Annotated in this window: 17 protein-coding genes and 3 tRNA genes; 2 read left to right on the top strand and 18 right to left on the bottom strand. The window is 49.0% G+C overall.

Annotated elements, in window-relative coordinates:
* The 17 genes from AC4IFB_RS18395 to AC4IFB_RS18315 form a co-directional block, all read right to left on the bottom strand.
* The gene (locus tag AC4IFB_RS18395) at window positions 1–765 is read right to left on the bottom strand and encodes an ATP-binding protein (protein WP_490778894.1); all 765 of its coding nucleotides are present in this window, start codon (window positions 763–765) and stop codon (window positions 1–3) included.
* A gap of 36 nt (window positions 766–801) precedes the next feature.
* A complete protein-coding gene (locus tag AC4IFB_RS18390; protein ID WP_490780959.1) occupies window positions 802–2217 on the bottom strand; it encodes a GGDEF domain-containing protein in 1416 nt (471 codons plus the stop codon).
* A 34-nt stretch (window positions 2218–2251) separates the two neighbouring features.
* Entirely contained in the window at window positions 2252–3880 is a 1629-nt protein-coding gene (locus tag AC4IFB_RS18385; protein ID WP_490778896.1) for an ABC transporter ATP-binding protein, read from the bottom strand.
* Window positions 3880–5046, bottom strand: a complete 1167-nt coding sequence (locus AC4IFB_RS18380) for an ABC transporter permease (RefSeq protein ID WP_490778897.1) — start codon at window positions 5044–5046, stop codon at window positions 3880–3882. The genes AC4IFB_RS18385 and AC4IFB_RS18380 overlap by 1 nt, the downstream gene beginning before the upstream one ends.
* Window positions 5039–6424, bottom strand: a complete 1386-nt coding sequence (locus AC4IFB_RS18375; RefSeq protein ID WP_490778898.1) for an ABC transporter permease — start codon at window positions 6422–6424, stop codon at window positions 5039–5041. The genes AC4IFB_RS18380 and AC4IFB_RS18375 overlap by 8 nt, the downstream gene beginning before the upstream one ends.
* A 6-nt stretch (window positions 6425–6430) precedes the next feature.
* Entirely contained in the window at window positions 6431–8302 is a 1872-nt protein-coding gene (locus AC4IFB_RS18370; protein ID WP_490778899.1) for a peptide-binding protein, read from the bottom strand.
* A gap of 589 nt (window positions 8303–8891) precedes the next feature.
* Window positions 8892–10796: a SurA N-terminal domain-containing protein gene (locus AC4IFB_RS18365; protein ID WP_490780958.1), complete on the bottom strand. Its 1905-nt coding sequence runs from the start codon at window positions 10794–10796 to the stop codon at window positions 8892–8894.
* A gap of 100 nt (window positions 10797–10896) precedes the next feature.
* Window positions 10897–10973: transfer RNA gene (locus tag AC4IFB_RS18360), tRNA-Asp, on the bottom strand.
* A 4-nt stretch (window positions 10974–10977) separates the two neighbouring features.
* Window positions 10978–11053: transfer RNA gene (locus AC4IFB_RS18355), tRNA-Val, on the bottom strand.
* A gap of 14 nt (window positions 11054–11067) precedes the next feature.
* On the bottom strand, window positions 11068–11340 hold the full coding sequence (locus AC4IFB_RS18350) for an HU family DNA-binding protein (RefSeq protein WP_490778901.1): 273 nt from the start codon (window positions 11338–11340) through the stop codon (window positions 11068–11070).
* Window positions 11341–11526: 186 nt separating this feature from the next.
* On the bottom strand, window positions 11527–13983 hold the full coding sequence (gene lon, locus AC4IFB_RS18345) for an endopeptidase La (RefSeq protein ID WP_490778902.1): 2457 nt from the start codon (window positions 13981–13983) through the stop codon (window positions 11527–11529).
* Window positions 13984–14283: 300 nt separating this feature from the next.
* The gene (clpX, locus tag AC4IFB_RS18340) at window positions 14284–15558 is read right to left on the bottom strand and encodes an ATP-dependent Clp protease ATP-binding subunit ClpX (RefSeq protein WP_490780957.1); all 1275 of its coding nucleotides are present in this window, start codon (window positions 15556–15558) and stop codon (window positions 14284–14286) included.
* Window positions 15559–15701: 143 nt separating this feature from the next.
* The gene (gene clpP, locus AC4IFB_RS18335; RefSeq protein ID WP_490780956.1) at window positions 15702–16340 is read right to left on the bottom strand and encodes an ATP-dependent Clp endopeptidase proteolytic subunit ClpP; all 639 of its coding nucleotides are present in this window, start codon (window positions 16338–16340) and stop codon (window positions 15702–15704) included.
* Between the two features lie 21 nt (window positions 16341–16361).
* Window positions 16362–17648 carry a trigger factor gene (gene tig / locus AC4IFB_RS18330; protein ID WP_490780955.1) on the bottom strand — a complete coding sequence of 429 codons (1287 nt, stop codon included), beginning with the start codon at window positions 17646–17648 and terminating at the stop codon, window positions 16362–16364.
* 92 nt (window positions 17649–17740) lie between these two features.
* Window positions 17741–17825 (bottom strand) — tRNA-Leu (locus tag AC4IFB_RS18325).
* Between the two features lie 285 nt (window positions 17826–18110).
* Window positions 18111–20360 carry a DNA topoisomerase IV subunit A gene (parC, locus tag AC4IFB_RS18320; protein WP_490778906.1) on the bottom strand — a complete coding sequence of 750 codons (2250 nt, stop codon included), beginning with the start codon at window positions 20358–20360 and terminating at the stop codon, window positions 18111–18113.
* Window positions 20361–20421: 61 nt separating this feature from the next.
* Window positions 20422–21114 (bottom strand): hypothetical protein, encoded by a 693-nt coding sequence (locus tag AC4IFB_RS18315; RefSeq protein ID WP_490780954.1) that lies wholly within the window; start codon window positions 21112–21114, stop codon window positions 20422–20424.
* Window positions 21115–21295: 181 nt separating this feature from the next.
* Between AC4IFB_RS18315 and AC4IFB_RS18310 the strand changes: the two genes are divergently transcribed.
* Together AC4IFB_RS18310 and AC4IFB_RS18305 are read left to right on the top strand one after the other, a co-directional pair.
* The gene (locus AC4IFB_RS18310; RefSeq protein WP_490778908.1) at window positions 21296–21694 is read left to right on the top strand and encodes a YybH family protein; all 399 of its coding nucleotides are present in this window, start codon (window positions 21296–21298) and stop codon (window positions 21692–21694) included.
* Window positions 21694–22044, top strand: a complete 351-nt coding sequence (locus tag AC4IFB_RS18305) for an acyl-CoA thioesterase (protein WP_490778909.1) — start codon at window positions 21694–21696, stop codon at window positions 22042–22044. Before AC4IFB_RS18310 ends, AC4IFB_RS18305 begins: the two co-directional genes overlap by 1 nt.
* A 114-nt stretch (window positions 22045–22158) precedes the next feature.
* Here AC4IFB_RS18305 and AC4IFB_RS18300 read toward each other — a convergent pair whose 3' ends face one another.
* Window positions 22159–23061 (bottom strand): bile acid:sodium symporter family protein, encoded by a 903-nt coding sequence (locus AC4IFB_RS18300; RefSeq protein WP_490780953.1) that lies wholly within the window; start codon window positions 23059–23061, stop codon window positions 22159–22161.
* Between the last annotated feature and the right edge of the window lie 245 nt (window positions 23062–23306).

Below are 23306 nucleotides of genomic sequence, written 5' to 3'. Positions count from 1 at the left end.
TTATGATCCAAAATAGGTTTTGTAAAACTGAAGTGCTGCACGACCACTTTTAGTCCCACCCCGTGCCATGGCGAACTGTTTGGCTGCCTCATGCAGTGTCTCGCGGCTCCCCTGATAATCTTTAAAGTAGTGGTCAACAATTTCTAAATAGCCCTGCCAATTCACAGGATAGAAAGAGAGCCATAGACCAAAACGGTCTGAAAGGGCTAACTTCTCCTCTACGGTATCACCAAGATGGAGATCCCGCCCCACCAGGACTGCATCCTGATTATCATCCATCGACTCCGGCAGCAGGTGGCGTCGATTAGAGGTCGCATAGATCAGTATATTTTCAGGTGGCGCCTCTATAGAACCATCCAGAACACTCTTCAGCGCACGATAGGAGGCCTCCCCCTGTTCAAACGTCAAATCGTCACAAAAAACAATAAAGTACTGAGGCAGAGTTCTGATCTCGTCAACTATTTCCGGCAGCTCAACCAAATCATTTCTATCCACCTGAATCAATCGCAACCCCTGAATCTTGAACTCATTCAGAACCGCTTTGATCAGTGAGGATTTTCCGGTTCCACGAGCCCCCCAAAGTAGAGCATTGTTTGCCCCTGCACCCTTGATGAAGCGTTCAGTATTGTTTACCAACTGTTGCTTCTGTTGATCAATACCAACCAGGTGCGCCAGCTCAATCGGATCAGTGTTTTCGATCTCACGCAGGTAGGCCTTGCGGGGTCGCCAGATAGCTGCTGTACTGTTTTGCCAATCGATTGACATGATTTTTCTCCTCAGTAGCAGTTAATCTGTTGCCACTCAGCTATCTGCAACTACGACGCAGTTACGACCCTTTGCTTTAGCTGCATAGAGTGCATCGTCAGTACGCTTGAGACAGTTACTAAGCAACTCACCAGCTTGAAACAGAGAGACACCAAAACTGGCGGTAATGGAGAGCTGCTTGTCGATCAGTGTCATTGGATTGCTAGCCAGATCATCACATAGCCGTTGCGCAAGAGATAGCGCATCAGCAAGTTGGGTTTCAGGGCAGAGGATTATAAACTCCTCTCCCCCCCAACGTCCGAGTTCATCTGCATCCCTAATCTGGGCTTGCAACTGCTTTACGATATATTTCAATACCTGATCGCCAATATCGTGACCATAGGTGTCATTGATCTGCTTGAAGTAATCAATATCCAGCAGAATGAGGCAAAAACTACTGGAGCCACGCTCACTCTGGGAAACCACCTGCTCCAGTCTTCTGCTCATGGCACGCCGATTGAGGGAATTAGTGAGGTAGTCAATGCGTGACGTCTCTTCCAGCATACGCTCCACATTTTTTCTTTCAGCTATCTCTTTCAGCAATTTTTCATTGGTTTGCACCAATTCCATAGTTCTGGTCTCAACCCGCTCCTCCAGCTCTTCATGTGCACTATAAAGCTCAAGCTGATTGCTTTTGATCTGTTGCTGCTTGGCCTCAAGACGTTTCGACATCATGTCGAACGATTGTGCCAACTGATCCAGTTCGTCACCATTGGTATGCGTGTCACTCATCTGCTCTGCGGGTGCGATTTGGGCAAATCGAGTGGCCAGCGAGGTAATACGCTGGGTGAAGTTATGTGAGAGTAGTCGACTGAATATCATTGCCAGGGTAATTGAGAGGACCAATGATAAAAAACCAGCCAGCCGGATATGTTCGAACTTACTTTTCACCTCATCCGCACGCATATCGATGCCAACAAGATACTCATCTTCTCCTGCCTCTATTGGAGAGTAACCGGAAAGAAAAAAACCCCAGCGATCCCCAGCAATCTCCTTATCGACTGAAGGGCGTAAAAACCCATCCATCATCGTTATCAGATCAGGCTCATACTCCTCCCCTGGTGATGCGGGTTCCTGTATATCGGAATCGAGTACAAAAACAGCTTTATCGCCAACTTTACGCATCACATAGATAAAAGCGATATCGGGATTTGTTTTTACATAGCCACGTAGCAGAGTTACATACTCTTTATAGCTGGCCAGAGACATATCCTGCTCATTACGAATCGTATCGAGTTCAGCATTTTCAAAACCATGACTGATCAGCGCAGCACTGTTCTTCAGCCGGGATTGCAGTGCGCTCATCAAATTTTCTATCGCACTCTGATAGAAGTAACTACCAACACTCCCGGAAACCAGGACGATTGCGGCAAAGTGGCTGAGAAACAGCTTGGTTTGGATTGTAAGTCTCATCGGCAGGATACAGTAACAATCTTTATTTATGGTTTTAGAGGGGCACTCTGGGCACAGCAGCAATGAGTTGCTGTGTATAGTCATTTTGCGGACGATTTACAATATCTTCCGTGAGTCCCTGCTCGACGATCCTACCCTGATACATCACTGCAGTACGGTCACTCACATACTCAACAACACCAATGTTGTGGGTAATAAAGAGTAAAGTCAAACTGTGCTGCCGCCGAAGCTCCAGTAGCATTTTGAGTATTTCAGCCTGAACAGAAACATCAAGCGCACTGGTGATTTCGTCACATACAATAAAAGAGGGATTGAGCGACAATGCCCGGGCAATCCCTATCCGCTGTCGCTGTCCACCTGAGAACTCATGGGGATAACGCCATAGGGCATCCTCCTCCATCTGAACCTGCCTTAACAAGTCCCGCGCAATTTCAATTCGCTCATCGCGACTCTCACCAATCCTATGAACTTTCATCGGTTCGGTGAGGATGGCAGCAATACTCAAGCGGGGGTTCAGTGAGGAGATCGGATCCTGGAAAATGATCTGCATATTACGGCGAAAGCGACGTAACTGGCTTCGATTCATCTCTGTGATGTCTGTGTTATCAAAGGCTATCTGACCCGATGTTGGTTCGGTAAGTCTCAGAATTCCACGCCCCAATGTGGTCTTACCACTGCCCGACTCGCCCACCAGAGCGAGGATCTGTCCGCGGGGAATCTCCAGATCGACACCATCAACAGCCCGGACTTTATCCACTACCCGGCGTAACAATCCTTTACGCACAGGAAAGTGGATCTCCAGATTAGACAATCTGATCAGTGGCTGTTGATCCTCCAGCGGCTTGTGGGGCTGGCTCCGGGCAAGGTTTTCAGGCAGTGCAGCGATCAGTGACTGAGTATATCGATGTCCGGGAGAGTGGATGATCTGTTCTGTCTTGCCAGTCTCCACCAGTTTGCCATTCTGCATGACGCCAACCCGATCAGCGATTTCTGAAACCACCCCAAAGTCATGGGTAATAAAAAGTATCGCCATCCCAGTGCGCTCCTGCAGCGCTTTCATCAATCTCAGGATCTCTCGCTGTACCGTAACATCCAAAGCCGTTGTAGGTTCATCAGCAATCAAAAGGTCGGGCTCACAGGCCATCGCCATGGCTATCATCACACGTTGGCGCTGTCCACCAGAGAGTTGATGAGGGTAACTGTTGACCCGCGTCTCCGGGTCAGGCACCTGCACCTCTCGTAACGCATTCATTACACGTGCCCAGGCCTCTGCATTGGAGAGTTGAGGAAAATGGAGTCTTACAGCCTCCAGAATCTGTTCACCGATGGTAAAAACAGGATTCAGGGAGCTCATCGGCTCCTGAAATATCATGGCGATACGACCACCGCGCACCTGCCGCATATCCGCCTCACTGAGCAGTGTTAGATCGTCAGCCTCCCCATCACCCGTTGTAAAGAGGATTTCGCCACTGTAGGTGCTCAGTGCCGTTTCAGGTAACAGGCGCATTATGGATAGTGCGGTAATCGATTTACCGCTACCGGACTCCCCTACCAAACAGAAAGTCTCTCCGCGGTCGATTTGGAAATCGATACTATCCACTGCCTTGATGGGTTCTGGCTGGTGCTTAAACCAGACTTTTAAATCTTTTACAGACAGCAGCATCAGTTTGACTTGCTCAAATAGGGATCGATGGCGTCTCTTAATGATTCACCGATCAGGTTATAGGCAAATACCGTAAAAAAGATTGCCCCGCCGGGAAATGCCGCCATCCACCAATTGAATCGGGATGATTGCACCGCCTGGTTAAGCATCTCACCCCAGGATGGATCGTCCACTAAACCAAGCCCGAGAAAGCTCAAGGTTGCTTCAGCAAGAATTGCGGAGGCCACACCAAAACTCGCAGCCACCAAAACTGGCCCCATCCCATTCGGCAACATATGCCGAAACAGAATTGAGTGGAGTGGTAGCCCTGCCGCCTCAGCCGATTGAACAAAATCCTGCCGGCGCAGACGTAAAAACTCAGCACGAACATAGCGGGCAAAACCGGGCCAGCTGGTAATGCCTATGATGACCATCATGATATAGAGACTGCGTCCAAAAAAGGCAACAAATGTAAGTAATAGAAATAGAGTTGGGACAGCTTCAAATATCTCTACCAGGCGCATACCCAGCATATCGACAATGCCAGAAAAGTACCCCATCAAGCCACCGATAATCACCCCGAGTACCATCGCTATTCCGGTTGCAACAAAGCCGATACCCAAAGCGATTCTGGAGGCATGTATCATACGACTGAGGACGTCAGCGCCATTTTGTTCAGTACCAAACCAATGGCTGCGATGCTGTTGAGACAAAGGCGCTTCGAGACCCGTGTCACCGAGATCCCGCTGATAGTCCTTAGGTGAGTAAGGAACCGGCGCGTAGACAACCCAATCGTAATCGCCCTGTTGTTCAGCTACTCGATATTGCTCATAGATCACCAGCTTTGGCGGGGCAACAAAACTGTAGGCCAATACGCCTCCTATACCCAGTAAGCAGAAATAAACCACCATTTTTCGTGCTGTAGAGATTCGCCAGGGTAAAACAATGAGCAGACTGGCAAAGGCACTCAGAAAAAGTACATCTTCAGCTTCAAGGTAGGTTAATACCGGGCTCGATATGACACCTTGTTGACTGAGCAAGAGAGGGAAGCTGCTCGCCAGAAAGGGGGCGAATATTCCGACCAGCGCCAACAGAGCAACCCATGACAGTCCCAAGCGGGCCCCCCAACGGATGAAGGTTTGCCCTAAAATCTTTCGCCAATAGCTCTGACGTTGCCGATCAGTCATAACTCACCCTCGGATCGGCCAGTGCATAGAGGATATCGGCCATCAGATAGCCAAACAGGGTCAATAGACCACCGATCAGGGTAATCGACAATACCAGCTCTCTATCCCGGGTCTGCACAGCCTCCACCGCCAACTTACCCATTCCCTCAATACTGAAGATACTCTCCACAATGACAGAACCTGCCAATAGACTGGGTAAAAGACTCGCCGCAACGGTTATCAAAGGCAGCAGGCTGTTTCTAAAGACATGCCGCCACAGTACGACTGATTCAGACAAACCCTTTGCCCGAGCGGTGCGGGCGTAATCGGAGAGCAGATTCTCAAGCACTGAGGTTCGGGTTAATTTGGCAAGTCCGGCAAACCCCCCATAGGAGAGGCACAATACAGGCAGGGCCAAATGCCATAAACGGTCGACCAGAAACCCTCTGAGCCAGCTCCCCTGCATCCCATACACTGCCAACATCAGACCAACCAGTAGACCGGTGGTGAGAAATCCCAATTGGCGCATCAAAATATAGTTGGTACTGGCCAACCAACCGGCTAGCAAAGCGAATAGTGTCGGTATGAAGATAAAAAGTGATAACGCATGTTCCGCCTCAGGTAAGGCCTGAACCATTAAAACCCCCAGCCCTCCCCAGCAGAGTGCGAGAAAGCCTACTCTGAGTGGTTTTGAGGTATTGCGGCTGATTGTCAGAAACAGCGCTGCCGCTAACAGCACACTGACAAACAGCAAAGCCACATCCCATAGACTCGACCAATGGGGTAGAAACACCTGATCCATTGCCAGACGATCACTCAAACCGGCTGTCGGGAACCAGTGCCAATACTGCTGATTGGCAAAAAATCCAATCAACAGCACACCGGCCAACATGGTCGGCACCGACCAGAGCCCCAACATCACAATACCACTGCTGACATCGAACGAACGCCCCCGCTCGACAGCCGCTCGAACCCCCACCAGCAGAGCCAGCATATAGACCAGGGGGATACTCAGTACATTCAGCAGAATGGTTATCGGTACCCGTTCAGCCAGCAGATCAGTTACCGGACGCCCATAGCGAAAACTGCGCCCAAAATCGGCTCCTTTGGTGAATGAAAAACCACTCACACTATTCTCTTCATCGAAGACAAATCCGACCGGCGAGACGTTATTCAGCCAGCGAAAATATTGCAGATATGGTGGATCATCGAGACCGTAGAGCCGATTATAGTAAGCCTCTATCTCTCGCTTCGCTTCGGGATCGAGATTTTGCCCTTCAACCAGACTCTGAGCACTGATACCACCGGGGGAAGAGGCCATAACGACAAACACCACCAGGGTAATCCCCAGTAAGGTGGGAATCATCAACAGCACTCTTCGAAACAGATAGGTCAACATAAAGAATTACTGCTTGTATCGCTGTTCGTTGATCGGTACATAAGTCTCAACCGGTAAGCTTCCCAGATTCAGGCCGAGCTTGGTTGAGACTATATTTCGCAAACGTCGATCGATAAAAACCAGGCTTTTACTCCGTTTGAGGAATGTATAGGGCTGGTCTCTGAAGAGCGTTTTCTCAGCATCCCGCCACAAAGGCATGCGCTTCTCCTCATCCACTGTAGCCCGTGCTTCATCGATCAGCTTATCCAGCTGAGGATTTGAATAGCCGGTGAAATTATTGCCACCATCCGCAATCTGACTGCTGTGAAACATCTGATAGAGATCGGTTTCAAGGCCACTGGTCCAGCCCAGGGTAATCGCATCAAAATCACGCTTTTTCATCAAGTCGATCATCACCGACCACTCTGTAGGCTTAGGCTGTAACTGAATACCGGCTCGGGCTAACAGGTCTTTGATGAACAGCACCATACGGTTGGTGTCATCGTTGCCTTGAAAATAGACCAAGTCAAACTCAAAGGGCTCACCCTTTTCATCTTCGAGTACCCCATCACCGTCACTATCGGCGTATCCGGCCTCTTTCAGCAGTGCCATTGCTTTTGCCTGATCATAGGCTCGCGGCATCAGATCAGGATCATGTTGCTTACTGCCACTGCTGAATGGACTGATCGCCACGTCTGCATAACCCAGAAAAATCTCCTCATTGATACGTTCACGATCTATCAGATAAGTCATTGCCTGCCGCACTCTGACATCAGCAAAGCGGGTAGCTTTCCCCTTTCTCTCCTGATTCCATCCGATATAGCTATATCCCGCGACGGGACTCATGTACTCCCAATGTTCAGCCTTTTTATCCAAATCCTGATCATCCACCAGTTGTTTATACTCCCTGGGTTTAGAGACATAAGTATCGATCTCTCCATTACGAAAGGTAGTCAGTCGCGCGCTATCATTTTCAATAACCCGCCAGATCAGACGATTGTAGGGTGGTTGTACCATCCCCCAATAGCGGGGATTACGCTGCAGCTCGATTATGCCTTTGTCAGGCGACCAGTTGCTCGGATCCTCCAGACGATATGGTCCGGAACCAAGCAACAAGCCTTTTGACTGATTGAAACTGTTCGGCTCTTTCAGATAGGGCTCATAGAAGTGCTTCGGCATCACAGAGAGTCCACCAGCCAGGGAGAGGGCATTGAAATAGGGCTCAGCGAACTGAAACCGCACTGTCAGCGGATCCAGTACCTCAACAGATTCGATCTTCTCATAATAGGCCCGCTCCCTCGGCGCCTGTATTGCCGGATTCATGATAAATTGAAAGGTAAACGCAACATCTTCAGCAGTGAGGGGTTTACCATCTGAAAACTGCAGACCCTCACGAAGTTTAAAGACAAAGGTCAGACCATCATCACTGACTTGCCACTCTTTGGCGAGCAAGCCTTCCCACTCCAGAGTATCGGCATTGCGAGTCAGCAGACTCTCAAGGATATAACCCTGTACAGTGGATGAATAGGCATCTTCAGATATAAAGGGGGTAAGGGATTTCAGGTTCACGCCAAAGGATCTGACCAACCAGTCCCCTTCAGCATAATCCCCTTTTTGAGTTGCCTGATAGGCCCTCTGGAAAGCCGCAGGCACAGCTTCGTTTTCATCTGACGCTGCACCTGAAGCAACAGTGACACCCTCAGAGACCCGTCTGCCCAGCGACCTGATTTGAACATTCATCTCGCGAATATCTGTCGCCTGTTCGCGCATCAGCTGTTCCATTTGCGCCATCTTTTGCCACTGCCGGTCAACCATATACATGGCGAGAATCAGGGTAATGAGTATCGCGACCAGTCCACCAAAGTAGAGGATGTCCCGGCCGTTTAGACGATGCTGCATGTATATTCTCCTACGCTCCAGAGATAATTAACCTGGAAACCAGACAAGGCCAATATTAGCCATCACAGATTGATTCGATTCAGGCAGAGCAATTTTATGCTCCTTACAGAAATTCTTCGAAGCATGATTTAGCTCTTTAGCCGCCTTATGATTGACCGGCATCCCGGTCAGCTTCAGATACAAGGTTGCCGGGTTAGACAATCCTAGTCAATGGAGTGTTGTTGGCTTTCATCCTGGAATCGGTAGTTTGAGATAGATTCGAGGGAAATCCCGGCGTGTCCGGCAAGGCATCGTTCGCCGTTAATCGCGAGTCATTTCCTTACGATGGATAACAACGGTCAACTGCAGAATCCAGTTTCATGATTATCTGTCAAAAACACCTCGATTTGTTGGCTCAAGAAGTAGCCCTATAGCTGTCATGATAAAACCCAATAGAGAATTTATTCAGGTCAATCCAATATTACGGCAAATTGAAGGGATTTAGATGGGAAGATTGATGGCGGGGTTCTAGAAACCCCGCCATCGGATCACTATGTCTGATGTAGATATCAGCTCACTGATCAAAACAGCGCCAAAACAGCAGGGACTTCTATTCGCTGCTCTGCTTCAGAAGAATTTCGATATCGGCCCGTGTCTCCAGATCGTCCATTACCCGCTCGTAGTAGCTTCGGCCATAGAGGCGACGGATCTGATCGGCTTGCTGTTTGCTGGCTTCAGCTTCTGCCGATTCGCCTTCAGTGACTTTTGACAGCACAAACACAGCGAAGTCACCCGTCGCCAACTTGACACTCCCTGGCATCACCTCTCCTGGCTGAGGCTTAACTGTACGAAACAGTTCACTTGATAGCGCAGGTGGCAACTCCCTGCTATTGCGATCGACTATAACAGGTCCCGTAACAGCATAACTGCCCGCTGCCTGAAGCAGTGGATTATCACCATTGATTTCAGCCAAGCGCTTTTCTGCCTCTGCACCGGCCTGCTCTTCCGCTTTCTGCTTGGCTAGCCGTTCAGAGATTTGATCATGCACTTCATCCAAAGGCCGCACAGATGCTTCCTGATGATCTAAAATGCGCACAACCACGGAACTGGTACTATCGAGCTCAATCAACTCACTGTTATTGCGTTCCCGCAAAACATCATCACTGAAAGCAGCACCCAACACCTTCGGTTTCGCAATTACACCCTCAGTTTGATTCCGGGTCATCCAGTCGCTCTGTTCAATTGACAGATTTAATTCTGAAGCCGCAGGTTCAAGGGAGGTTGGATCGTCATAACTCACGTTGGCCAACTCTTCAGCCATTTCAAAATAGAGCTTCTCACCTTCGGCCAAACGATAGGCCTTCTCAACTTCAGCCTTAGCCATTTCGAAGGGCTTGACACTACCCGACTTAATTCCGGTCAGCTTGATCAGATGAAAACCGAAGCTGCTGCGTACCGGCTCACTGACAGCCCCCTCTTCGAGACGGAAAACAGCATCTTCAAAGGCTTGATCCATAATACCTTTACCGAAGAAACCCAGATCACCACCCTCAGCAGCGGAACCCGGATCCTGGGAGTGGACTTTTGCCAACTCGGCAAAGGACTCCTGTTGATCTATCTTCTTAGCCAATTCATCGATTTTTGCAAGCGCCTCATCAACCTTGACCTGCTCTGCATCAGCAGCAACCTGAATCAGGATATGACTCGCTTTTCTTTGTTCAGGCAGACCATACAGATCCTGATTGTCGTCGTAGAAGCCTCTCAGTAACTCGTCACTGACTGTCACTGTCTCCCCTATCGCGGCTGCATCCAGCAGTATGTACTCAAGTTTGACCTTCTCGGGAGCGATAAATACGGTTTCGTTATTTTTGTAGTAAGTCTCGATATCGGATTCAGTTACCGCATCTTCAACCATAAAATCTGCAGCTGGTATGGTGAAATAGGAGAGTTCTCGGGTCTGCTTCTGCAGCCGGTTGCTCTCTGTCACTTCACGATTTGTAACGAAGACCCCATTATCGATGGCTTGAGCCAACTGCTCAGAGACAAGCGCACGCCTGACCCGATCCTCGAAAGCGGCAGGAGAGAGACCTTGTAGTTGCAGTGCCCTTTCATAGGTCTGCTGGTCAAACCGGCCATCTTTGTGAAACATGGACATACCCAGAATTGTGGCCTGTATCATACTGTTGCCAGCACGTAGCCCCATTTCGTGAGAAGCCTGTTGCAGCACCTCTTCTCCAACCATCCGGTTGAGAACCTCTTTACGCATCCGAACATCATCAAAGAGTTCAGGCCGATAGGCCGCACCCAATTGATCACGCAATTGTTGACGAAAACGTTGAAAACGAGATTCCAGGCCGCGTTCAGTTATTTCCACGCCATTGACGTTAGCGGCCACTGGCTCTGAACCTATGCCCAAATAGGATTGAATTCCCCATAGAGCAAATGGAATGGAGATGAGTATAACGATTGCCCAAGCGATCCAGCCTTGCGCTTTATCTCTGATTTCCTGAAGCATGATCAGTGACTCGAAATTATTATAACCGGGAACTATTCCTGGTATTTATTTTAAACAAAAACGGGGTATCTGATTGAGATACCCCGTTGATGATCGATATTGGCGGAGCGGACGGGACTCGAACCCGCGACCCCCGGCGTGACAGGCCGGTATTCTAACCAACTGAACTACCGCTCCTAATTGGTGGGTGCTGCAGGGATCGAACCTGCGACCCTCGCCTTGTAAGGGCGATGCTCTCCCAGCTGAGCTAAGCACCCCGGTAGAAGGCGCGCTAGTTTATTGCATCCTTCAACGCTTTACCAGCTTTAAATGAAGGAATTTTTGATGCCTTGATTTTAATCGTCTCTCCGGTCTGGGGGTTGCGGCCATCACGGGCAGCGCGTTCTTTCACGGAGAAGGTACCAAATCCTACCAGAGAAAGCGTATCACCAGCTTTCATCGCGTCTGTCACGGCACTAACCATTCCGTCAAGTGCACGCCCAGCTGCGGCTTTAGAAATGTCCGCGGATTCCGCCATTGCCTCAATTAGTTCGGCCTTATTCATTAATCAGTTTCCCCTATGGTCTGGGCGAATCACTTCGCCTAAAGAATTATGTGTGTAATGGCTCACTCAGAGCCGGAAACGCCAGAATTTATACCGGCTGCCAGATAGCCTGTCAAGCTAAGGCAGAAGCGGGCTGGCCGCAAGAACCCAAGCTGTGACAAGGTATTGTTAAAAATTCACAAAGTCTCAGTGTTTTGTAGGTGTACCAGATTTCTTAACCGCTTCCTGAGATCGCTTAGCGCCACGTTTACTGGTTGACTCAGCACCTTTCGTCTCTTTCGTTTGCTTCGGCTGAGGTACGTCATTTAACGCAATCTGCAGCACCTCATCGATCCAGCGAACAGGTATGATATCTAGGTTTTCCTTGATATTCTTTGGGATATCAACAAGATCCCTCTCATTCTCTTCTGGAATAATAACTGTTGCTATACCACCGCGATGAGCAGCCAACAGCTTCTCCTTGAGCCCGCCTATGGGTAATACCTCTCCCCGTAAGGTGATCTCTCCAGTCATCGCCACATCGGCCTTTACAGGTATCTTGGTGAGGGCGGAAACCAGGCTAGTGCACATTCCCACACCGGCACTCGGACCATCTTTTGGGGTCGCCCCCTCAGGTACATGGATATGCACATCATATTTTTGGTGGAAATCCTCTTCCAGGCCCAAAGATTCAGCACGGCTTCTGACCACAGTCATGGCAGCCTGAATTGACTCCTGCATCACTTCACCCAGCTGACCGGTATGGCTGAGTCTGCCCTTTCCGGGCATCAGCGCCGCTTCTATATGCAGCAGTTCACCACCCACTTCGGTCCAGGCCAGACCAGTAACCTGTCCAACCTGATCGTGCTCATCCGCACGGCCATAACGAAAACGTTTGACCCCGAGGTACTCATCCAGACGCTTCGGCGTCAGAGTGACCTTGGTCTTGGTTTTCTTCAGAAGTATCTCTTTCACAACCTTGCGACAGATCTTGGCTATCTCACGCTCAAGGTTTCTGACACCCGCCTCACGGGTGTAATAACGAACGATATCCCGAATTGCAGCCTCTCTGATGATAAGCTCTTCCGGTTTCAGTCCATTGTTCTCCATCTGCTTGCGGACAAGATAACGTTCCGCAATATTTACTTTTTCATCCTCGGTATAACCTGAGAGACGAATCACTTCCATACGATCCAGCAGTGCGGCCGGGATATTGAGTGTATTGGCCGTGGCTACAAACATCACTTCTGACAGATCAAAATCAACTTCCAGATAGTGATCATTGAAAGTATGGTTCTGTTCAGGGTCCAGCACCTCCAACAACGCCGAGGCAGGATCGCCCCGGAAATCCATCGCCATTTTGTCGATTTCATCCAACAGAAACAGTGGATTACGGGTTTTAACCTTACTCAGGTTATTGATGATCTTACCGGGCAATGCACCGATATAAGTTCGTCTATGACCACGAATCTCAGCCTCATCTCTGACGCCGCCAAGGGCCATACGGGTAAATTTCCGGTTTGTTGCTCTCGCAATGGATTGTCCCAATGAGGTTTTACCAACACCAGGAGGGCCTACCAGACAGAGAATGGGGCCCTTCAGCTTACGCACGCGCTGCTGTACCGCCAGATACTCAAGGATACGCTCCTTGACCTTCTCCAGACCGTAGTGATCTTCATCAAGCACTTCATTAGCCGCACCGATATCATTTCGAATTTTGGTGCGCTTTTTCCAAGGCAGACCCACAAGGGTATCGATATAGTTTCGAACCACAGTCGCCTCGGCTGACATTGGCGACATCAGTTTTAATTTGTTGAGCTCGTTATTGGCCTTTTCCTTAGCCTCTTTGGTCATACCCACATTTTCGATTTTCTTAGTCAGATCTTCGATTTCGTTAGGTGCATCATCCATTTCGCCGAGTTCTTTCTGAATCGCTTTCATCTGCTCATTCAGGTAGTACTCCCGCTGATTCTTCTCCATCTGGCGCTTAACCCGCCCACGAATTCGCTTCTCCATCTGCAGAATGTCATTTTCACCTTCCATCAACCCCATCAGATGCTCTAAACGTTCCCGCACATTGGGCATCTCAAGCACATGCTGCTTCTCATCCAGCTTGAGAGACATATGCGCTGCAATGGTATCGGCCAAACGACTTGGATCATCGATGCTTGAAAGTGAAGTAAGCACCTCAGGTGGGACTTTTTTGTTGAGCTTGACATACTGATCGAAGAGATTGGTTGCTGAACGCATCAACACCTCTGTCTCTTTTCCAGCCAGATCAATGGCATCAGGCAGAGTCTCGAGTCTGGCACTGAAGAACTCATCGTTCTCCACAAATTCAAGAATTCTTGCCCGTTCACCACCCTCAACCAATACTTTGACAGTACCGTCGGGGAGTTTTAACAACTGTAAGATATTGGCCAATGTGCCGATCGCATACATGTCGCCGATATCAGGATCATCGACATCTGCGCTCTTTTGCGCTGCCAGTAGAATCTGCTTGTTACTCTGCATGGCTGAGTCGAGTGCCAATATCGACTTATCCCTGCCAACGAACAGAGGGATAACCATATGGGGATAGACAACCACATCGCGCAACGGTAGTACCGGCACAATGTTGGACTGGTCTTTAGTCGATCCGGCTGCTTTTTGCTCTTGAGCCATTCAAATGTCCTCATAAGGCAGAAGCCTGCCTGAAAATAGTTCAACTGCAGGTACTACAGCGTCAACATAGGGATTTGAGTCTGACAGGTTACTGAATGTTCAACACACAGACCTATTTAGACAGATATTATCCTATATATGGCTTAAAGCCTGACGTTTCAAGTCTATTCGCTATCTTAATTAACGGAAAGTCAGAATCAGGCGGTGTTCAACCACCCTGAATAGAGACGCTCTGACAGCATAGTTAACATGCTGCCAGAAGCGTATACATTTAAATAAAAATACAAATGTGCTTATGGATCAATCAGATGCAGCGATCTGTTTATCGCTGTTTTCGTAGATCATTAACGGATCTGACTCACCTGCAATAACCCCTTCATCCACAACGACTTTGGTGACCTCATCCATTGAAGGCAGGTCATACATGGTATCCAGTAATACCTGTTCCAAAATGGTGCGTAGACCACGAGCTCCGGTTTTGCGGGCCATCGCCTTGCGAGCAATCGAACGCAGGGCGTCTTCTCTGATCTCCAGTTCGCAGCCCTCCATTTCAAACAGACGGCCATACTGCTTGGTCAGAGCATTTTTAGGTTCAGTCAGGATTTTGACCAATGAGTCTTCATCCAGCTCCTGGAGAGTTGCAACTACAGGAAGACGACCCACAAACTCAGGTATCAATCCATATTTGATCAAATCTTCAGGCTCGACATCGACGATGATGTCCCCAACTGAACGGGAATCATCCTTACTTTTGACTTCAGCTGAGAAACCGATACCGCCCTTTTCAGAACGATCTTTGATCACTTTCTCCAGCCCAGCGAAAGCGCCGCCTACAACAAACAGGATATTTGAGGTATTAACCTGTAGAAACTCCTGTTGCGGGTGTTTTCTACCACCTTGAGGAGGGACAGAAGCTACAGTGCCTTCAATCAGTTTCAAAAGTGCTTGTTGTACACCCTCACCTGAAACATCTCTGGTAATGGACGGATTATCAGATTTACGGGAAATTTTATCGATTTCATCGATATAAACTATGCCTGTCTGCGCCTTTTCGACGTCGTAGTCGCATTTTTGCAGCAACTTCTGAATGATGTTCTCAACATCTTCGCCAACATAGCCCGCTTCTGTAAGCGTGGTGGCGTCAGCAATCGTAAAGGGCACATTCAACAATCTGGCCAAGGTCTCTGCAAGCAGGGTTTTGCCCGACCCAGTGGGACCAATCAGAAGAATATTTGATTTGGCCAGTTCGACCTCATTATCCTTACCGATGGCATCAAGCCGCTTGTAGTGGTTATATACAGCGACAGAAAGCACTTTTTTTGCCCTCTGTTGTCCAATAACATACTGATCCAGCGTCTTTTTTATCTCTTGAGGCTTGGGTAGCTTGTTGATGCTGTCTTCACCGGGCTCCTGCATCTCCTCACGGATAATGTCATTACAAAGCTCGACGCACTCATCGCAGATAAAGACGGAAGGACCGGCAATCAGTTTCCGCACCTCATGCTGACTCTTGCCGCAAAAGGAGCAATACAACAGCTTACCGTCGTCACTTTTACCGCTCTTGTCACTGCTCATATTTCACTCCTTCAAGCCGAATTCAACCTGCTCTACTTCAATCATATCTAACTGCACCTATATGGCAAGGTTAGCGACGAAAAACCCTGACTCGAGTATCACGCCATCCATTGCATGCTTCAACCTCATTATTGAGCCGGTTGTCAGCTGTTATCAATACCACCACGATTAGACAATACAGAATCGATCAGGCCATAGGCAACTGCATCATTTCCGCCCATAAAGTTATCACGGTCAGTGTCACTTGATATTTTCTCAAGACTCTGACCTGTATGTTCAGCCATGATGCCGTTCAAACGCTCTTTCAGCAATAGGATCTCTTTCGCATGGATCTCTATATCCGTTGCCTGCCCTTGAAAACCACCCAGGGGCTGATGAATCATCATGCGTGAGTTAGGTAAGCAGTAACGCTTGCCCTTGGCGCCACCGGTCAGCAACAGCGCACCCATGCTTGCCGCCTGGCCAATACACATGGTACTGACGTCAGGCTTAACAAACTGCATGGTATCGTAAATCGATAGGCCAGCGGTTACCGATCCACCGGGGGAGTTGATGTAGAGATGAATATCCTTATCCGGATTCTCAGATTCCAGAAACAGTAGCTGTGCCACTACCAAATTGGCCATCTGATCTTCTACAGGCCCGACAAGGAATATGACCCGTTCTTTCAATAATCTGGAATAGATATCAAAAGAGCGCTCGCCTCGTGCAGTCTGCTCGATAACTATCGGTACTAGACCAAGGCTTTGTGCATCCGGCATTCCTGACACTGTTTCAATCATCGTTTACTATTCCTCTGTACTTCAACCCTGTTCCGTCAATTCGGCAAAGGTTGTCTGCTCATCTGTAATGGTGACTTGGTCAAGAATCCAATCTACGACCTGATCTTCCATCACAACATTACGTACTGCTGCTAGTTGCTGCTCATCGTTGTAGTAGTAATTTACCACTTCTTCAGGCTTCTCATAACTGGCAGCAAATTCATCAATTCTCTTCTTTACTCGATCGTTATCGACCTGAATGTCGTTTTGCTTAACTATTTCGCTAATCACCAATCCAAGAGTGACCCGTTTTTTAGCCTGTTCTTCAAACATTTCACGGGGCAGCTCGAAGGTTCCAGCCCCCTGGCCCAGCTGCTGCCTGGTCTGCTTACGCAGCGCTTCGATCTCCTCATCCACCATCGCAGCGGGGATGTCGATCTTGTTCTGCTCATAAACCAGATCCATTGCCTGATTCTTCACTTGGGCTTCGATTCGTTGTGCAAGCTCGCGCTGCATATTTTCACGCACATCCGCTTTCAGCTTATCAACGCCATCCGCTGCACCAAACTCCTTGGCGAACTCATCATTGACCTCAGGTAGTACCTCTTCTGAAATATCGCTGATCTCTACCGCAAACGTTACAGGTTTTCCTGCCAACTCTTCCACCCGGTAGTTTTCAGGGAATTGTAGATCGATGCTGCTCTTCTCCCCTTTCGACATACCAACCAGGGCAGTTTCAAAACCTTCGATCATTCTTCCTGAACCCAATACAAGGTCGACGTTCTCAGCACTACCGCCCTCGAAGGCCTCACCACCTATGGTACCTGTAAAACTGATCTTTACCTGATCCCCATCTGCAGCAGCTCTATCGACGCTATTCCAGGTTACACGCTGCTTTTGCAGCTTCAGAATCATCTCATCGATATCCTGCTCTGTGATCTCTGCAGCTGGGCGTTTAACCTCACCTTCTACCTTACTCAAGGTAATTTCAGGCATTACTTCCAGAGTGGCCACGTAGCTGAAACGTCCCTCTTCATTTGATTCGCCAGGCTCAATTTTTGGCATGCCCGCAGGTTGCAGCTTCTCTTGCTGTATGGCCTCCTGATAGCTGGTCTCTATCATCTGGCCGTAGACCTCCTGCAATACCTGTCCGCCATAGTTACGACGTAAAAACTTCATAGGTACCTTACCAGGACGAAAACCATCCAACTTGGCGGTTCGGCCAATCTGCTGTAGGCGCTTCGTCACTTCCGCATCGATCTGCTCTGCAGGCAACTCGACGGTTAGACGTCGCTCAAGCCCTTCTCCCGATTCCACCGAAACTTGCATGTATATTCTCCTGACAGCCCTATCTGTCACTAAATTCTTAATTTGGTATGGAAATTTCCTGCCAGTCTAACTTATCGACCTTCAGGGAAAAATGGTGCGAAAGGAGAGACTCGAACTCTCACGGGTTACCCCACAGGAACCTAAATCCAGCGCGTCTACCAATTCCGCCACTTTCGCTTGATTCTGCCAGATCACTGGTTTCTAAGCCCCAATTACCCAGCTGTGAACTGACCATTATAACGATCTAGGGAGTAAGTCTCTACGGCAAATGTGAACCAAAAGTGCGGTTATTTCACTTTAAGTACATTTTTTGACGCCTACAAGCTCAAACTCCTTCTGTTTTTATACCTTCTCAGACCCTGGATCAAGATAAAAAAATTCGCGTTATACTAAGTTTTGTTAATTTATATCAATAAGTTAATAAACACCGACAGGCTAAAAAAGCCAGCCGCCTGTTGAAGTTCAGGAAACTTCAACACGATCAACCCGCTGAAATCCCCTCGGCAACTTTGCACCACGCCGCCCCCTTTCGCCCTGAAAACCGTCCAGATCAGAAGGTTTGAGCACGATATAGCGCTTACCCGCATGGGCGGTAAGGCTGCCACCCTTTGGCACGACGGCAATAGCAACCACAAACTCCTCTCGCGCCGCCACTCGTTTTGGCGGAATTGAGATTAATTTATTACCTTTGCCTCGGGCAAGTTTAGGTAGTTCTGCGACCGGAAAGACCAACATACGCCCCTCATTGGAGATGCTCACCACCCGATCCGACTCGAGATCGGTGATCATTTCCGGCACCATCACCTGCCCCCCTTTGGGCAAACTCAACAAGGCTTTACCTGACTTGTTCTTTGCCAGCATATCTGCCAGTCCAACCCGGAATCCATAACCAGCATCTGAAGCCAGCAGATACTCTTGCTGGGTATCCCCACCCAATACCGCGCAGAATGTAGCACCGGTAGCTGGAGAGAGCCGACCTGTAAGCGGCTCCCCCTGACTACGTGCAGAGGGCAGGGTATGTGCGGGCAGAGAGTAGCTACGCCCATTAGAATCCAAAAACACCGCCTGCTGGTTGCTTTTTAAACGGGTAGCAGCAAGAAATCCATCACCCGCCCGATAGTTCAAACCTGCCGGATCGATCTCATGCCCTTTTGCTGTACGAGCCCAACCCATCTCTGAGAGCACGACTGTGACTGCTTCGCTTGGGGTCAGGTCTGTCTCATCCAAGGCCTCAGCAGATTCTCGCTCAACAATGGGGGAACGCCGCTCATCGCCGTATTTTTCTGAGTCTGCCTGCAACTCCTTGCGAATCAGGGTGCGCATCCGCTGTTTGGAGCCAAGTAGTAATTGCAGTGATTTGCGCTCTTTTTCCAGCTCATCCTGCTCACCCTTTATCTTCATCTCTTCCAATTTGGCCAAATGGCGCAGACGCAGATTGAGAATTGCTTCCGCCTGCACCTCAGAGAGAGAAAAACGTTTGATGAGCTCAGACTTGGGATCATCTTCATAGCGGATAATCGCGATTACCTCATCGATATTAAGGTAGGCGATCATTAAACCGTCTAAGATATGCAATCGCTCAAGCACTTCATCCAGGCGATACTGCAATCTCCGGCGAACCGTTTCGGTTCTAAAACTGAGCCACTCAGTAAGCAGCCCACGCAGATTCTTCACCGCTGGACGGCCATCAATACCAATCATGTTCAGATTGACCCGATAACTCCGTTCAAGATCGGTGGTGGCGAATAGATGTGACATCAAACGAGCCACATCAACCCGATTGGAACGAGGCACAATCACCAGGCGGGTTGGGTTCTCATGGTCGGACTCATCCCGCAGATCCTCGACCATCGGTAGTTTTTTGGCCTGCATCTGGGCCGCAATCTGCTCCAGTATTTTCGCTCCGGATACCTGATGAGGCAGTGCAGTGACAATAACGTCGCCGTTCTCGCGATCATAGCAGGCACGCATCCGGATCGAACCATGCCCTGTCTCATAGACCTTGATCAGATCTTCGGCCGGGGTGACGATCTCAGCGTCAGTTGGATAATCCGGTCCTGGAATGTACGCCATCAACTCTTCAAGAGTGGCCTTAGGCGATTCCAGGAGATGGACACAGGCGCCTGCAACCTCCCGCAGATTATGCGGCGGAATATCTGTCGCCATGCCGACCGCTATACCTGATGAACCATTCAACAGTACATTCGGCAGTCTTGCAGGAAGAATCTCAGGTTCGCGTAGGGTGCCATCAAAATTGGGCGCCCACTCCACTGTCCCCTGCCCCAATTCTGAGAGCAGAGTTTGCGCATAGACCGTCAACTTGGATTCGGTATATCGCATTGCGGCAAAAGACTTAGGATCATCCGGAGATCCCCAGTTACCCTGCCCATCCACCAGTGGATAGCGATAGGAAAAGCTCTGGGCCATCAGCACCATCGCCTCATAACAGGCTGAATCACCATGGGGATGGAATTTACCCAGTACATCACCGACAGTTCGCGCCGACTTCTTGAATTTGGCCCCCGCACTCAAGCCAAGCTCAGACATGGCATAGACAATCCGGCGCTGAACCGGCTTCAGCCCATCGCCGATATTTGGCAGCGCCCGGTCGAGAATGACATACATGGAATAGTTCAGGTACGCCTTCTCGGTAAACTCATTGAGGGGAACCCGTTCGATCCCCTCAAAACTCTGATCGATTTTATCAGTCATCTATTGTGTTAAGTGTTGCTACTGGCCAGGAAGAGGCCAGATGATACGGAAAGCGGAGGAGTTAGGGAATACGTGGCGTCTCACGCAAGCTACGAATAAGCAGAAAAACCACCAGCGGCAGCAGATAAGAGAGTCCAGCCAGCCAGTAGTATTGCTGGCCCTCAAGCGCTCCTGAAAGGTTCAGTACCGCTAACAGCGCCCCGAGTGAGACTCCCCCCAACAAGAGAGAAAACAGAGCCTGTTCAATAAAACGACGCCGCTGAAAACTACTGCTTAAGAAATTTTTCACCAATTTCAAACAGGCAATCCAGGTTATCAATAGCAGAGAGAGGTAGAACGGACCGGGTGAACCACTGAATATTATCGACAGGTGAAAAACCAACTGAGTGGCCAATATCACAAAAAACAGCATCCCATAATTGACATAACGTAGAGGGGTCACTTTCAGCCAAATGGGCATATGGCTCAGCACAGCACCAAAAAGAGATGCGGGCAAAATTGCAAACATAAGATCGAAAATCATCCAATCCCAGGATTGACCCTGCAACAGCAAGAGCTCTATCAGCCACAGCAGCAGACTGAACAGTCCTGCTGCAGTTAATAATCTTACCGGTGTCTCTGTCAGCCAGACCCAGGCGGGAAAGGATCGACTGCGTCCAACATTTGCGGATGAGGGGATGGTGATGCACATGGGAGAAAGTATCGCCAAGTGATAAGCAGCAGCACCATGATATCCATCAATCAGGTGATGCATAGCCCCTTCTACACAGGATTATTTGTGCTCAACCTCGCTACCAACTGGCTCATCAAAGCAACAAACCTGTGGAGCCTGTAGCTTCATCGATCACCTTATTAATAAACACCCTCTATCATCTCTATGAGGGAATCCCGTAGAATCCTCAACAATCCAACAGTGACAAGATCAGGAAAGCAATATGGCCACCCCATTCTCCACCCCCCAAGATGCTGAAGATGCCTACTATGATGCAATCGATGAAAAAAACCTAAGTGCCATGATGGCGGTATGGGATGAGAGTGAGGAGACTCTCTGCCTGCTTCCAATGATGCCCATTCAACGCGGCAGGGCTGCAATCGAAGAGGTCTGGTCCTCCTTACTCAACAGCGATATCTCTCTGGAGATGCAGATCAAACACCTCAGCTGGATTGAGTCAGAGAGTATCGCCATTCATCTGATCGAAGAGTGGGTCAATGCTGGCCCCGAAGCGGGGATGCAACCGGTCTATGCCACCAATATCTTTCGCAAGGGTGATCAAGGCTGGCATCTGATCATGCATCAGAACTCTCCTACACCACCACCAGAACTGAAAGCGTAGTGGAAAATCACAAACTGGTACTGCCCCAACACCTCAACCAGTATGGCTACCTGTTTGGCGGCAACCTGCTGAAGTGGGTCGATGAGTACGCCTGGATTGCAGCAGTTCACGACTACCCCGGTCGACACTTCGTAACCAAAGGCATGGATCGGGTAACCTTTCATCGCAGCGTGCAGGAGGGTGCCATTCTCCGTTTCGATATCCAGCAGAGCAAAAAGGGTGAGTCATCGGTTCAATACCGGGTCTCCGTACTTGCCGAAGATTCTGAATGCGGTCAGGAGTCGAGCATATTTTCAACCACGATCACATTTGTATCCCTTGATGACTCTGGCAAAAAAACTGCTATCTGAATATCTGAAGTCCAGCAAAGAAGGAAAAAAGAAAGGCCTCTTACTCAATTCTGAATATCCTGGATAGCAACTTCTCGGAAGCCTCAACTTAAGGGCACCTCTATTAAATGCTTATCAGCGCCTCGACCAGTATCCTGCCAACATAGAACCAGACAAGTTGTGCCATATGGAGAATATGGCACCTGGCAATGCTGCTGCAGCTGAAAGATATTTAACCGACAAAGCAACACCCAGCCCTGAATTCTGCATACCTACCTCTATAGCCAAGGTACGGCATATCCTCTCATCCCAACCCAACAGGCGAGAGATCCAATAGCCACCTGCCAGCCCAATCAAGTTATGCAACATAACAGCCAAGGCCAATGCAACCCCGATACGTGCAATATTCCCTTGGTTAAGGGCAACAATTATGGCAATGATCACCACAATTGCTAAAACGGATATCAGAGGAAAAAGGTGTTTAACCTGTCTCAATTTACGACCATAAAGTGTGTTTACCAGAACCCCCAATGCAACAGGCAGCAGGACTATTTTAAATATCGACCAAAGCATACTCTCCACCGGCACAGGGACTTTCTCGCCAACGTAGACCCAGGTAAGCAGCGGCGTGGCAATGATTGCCAACAGAGTCGAAGCTGTTGTAAGGGTTATGGATAAGGCAACATCCCCTCGAGCCAGATAACAAATCACATTCGAGGCAGTTCCTCCTGGACAAGCCCCAACCAACACCATTCCAGCCATCAGATAGGGCGGCAATCCGAATAATTCTGCAATCATCCAGGCCGCAAAAGGCATCAATGCGTACTGCAGCAGAACCCCGACACCGATCAGGCTTGGTTTTTTTACAGCACTTTTAAAGTCGACCCAGCTCAGAGTCATACCCATGCCAAACATAACCAAGCCCAACAGAGGCACTATTGCTGGCTTTAAACCGGCAAACAGATCCGGAACAAAATACGCCAAGAGAGAGAGCAGTATCGCCCACACAGGAAAGAGCCGGGTAATTTTATCAATCATTTATGACACGCTATCAAGAAGAACCACAGTTTTGAAACAGAATAACATTGACGGTTAGATGTCAACTCATAACCTGCTCAAAGAAAACTGCTATCCCCCACAGAGGTGGTATTGTAAATGCAATCTGTGGATATTCGAAAATAGATTTTGAGCACAAAAGAAACAGGGGCTTGTGTGCTTCAGCCTTAGTGGTGGGGCATGGCCCCACCCTACGCAAACTGTTTTGATTCACAGGAAAAAATCGT

It is taken from the genome of Candidatus Thiodiazotropha sp. AKIB8, from assembly GCF_058244675.1.
The sequence above is the reverse complement of the archived record's forward strand: the minus strand, read 5'-3'. Positions and strand labels throughout refer to the sequence as shown.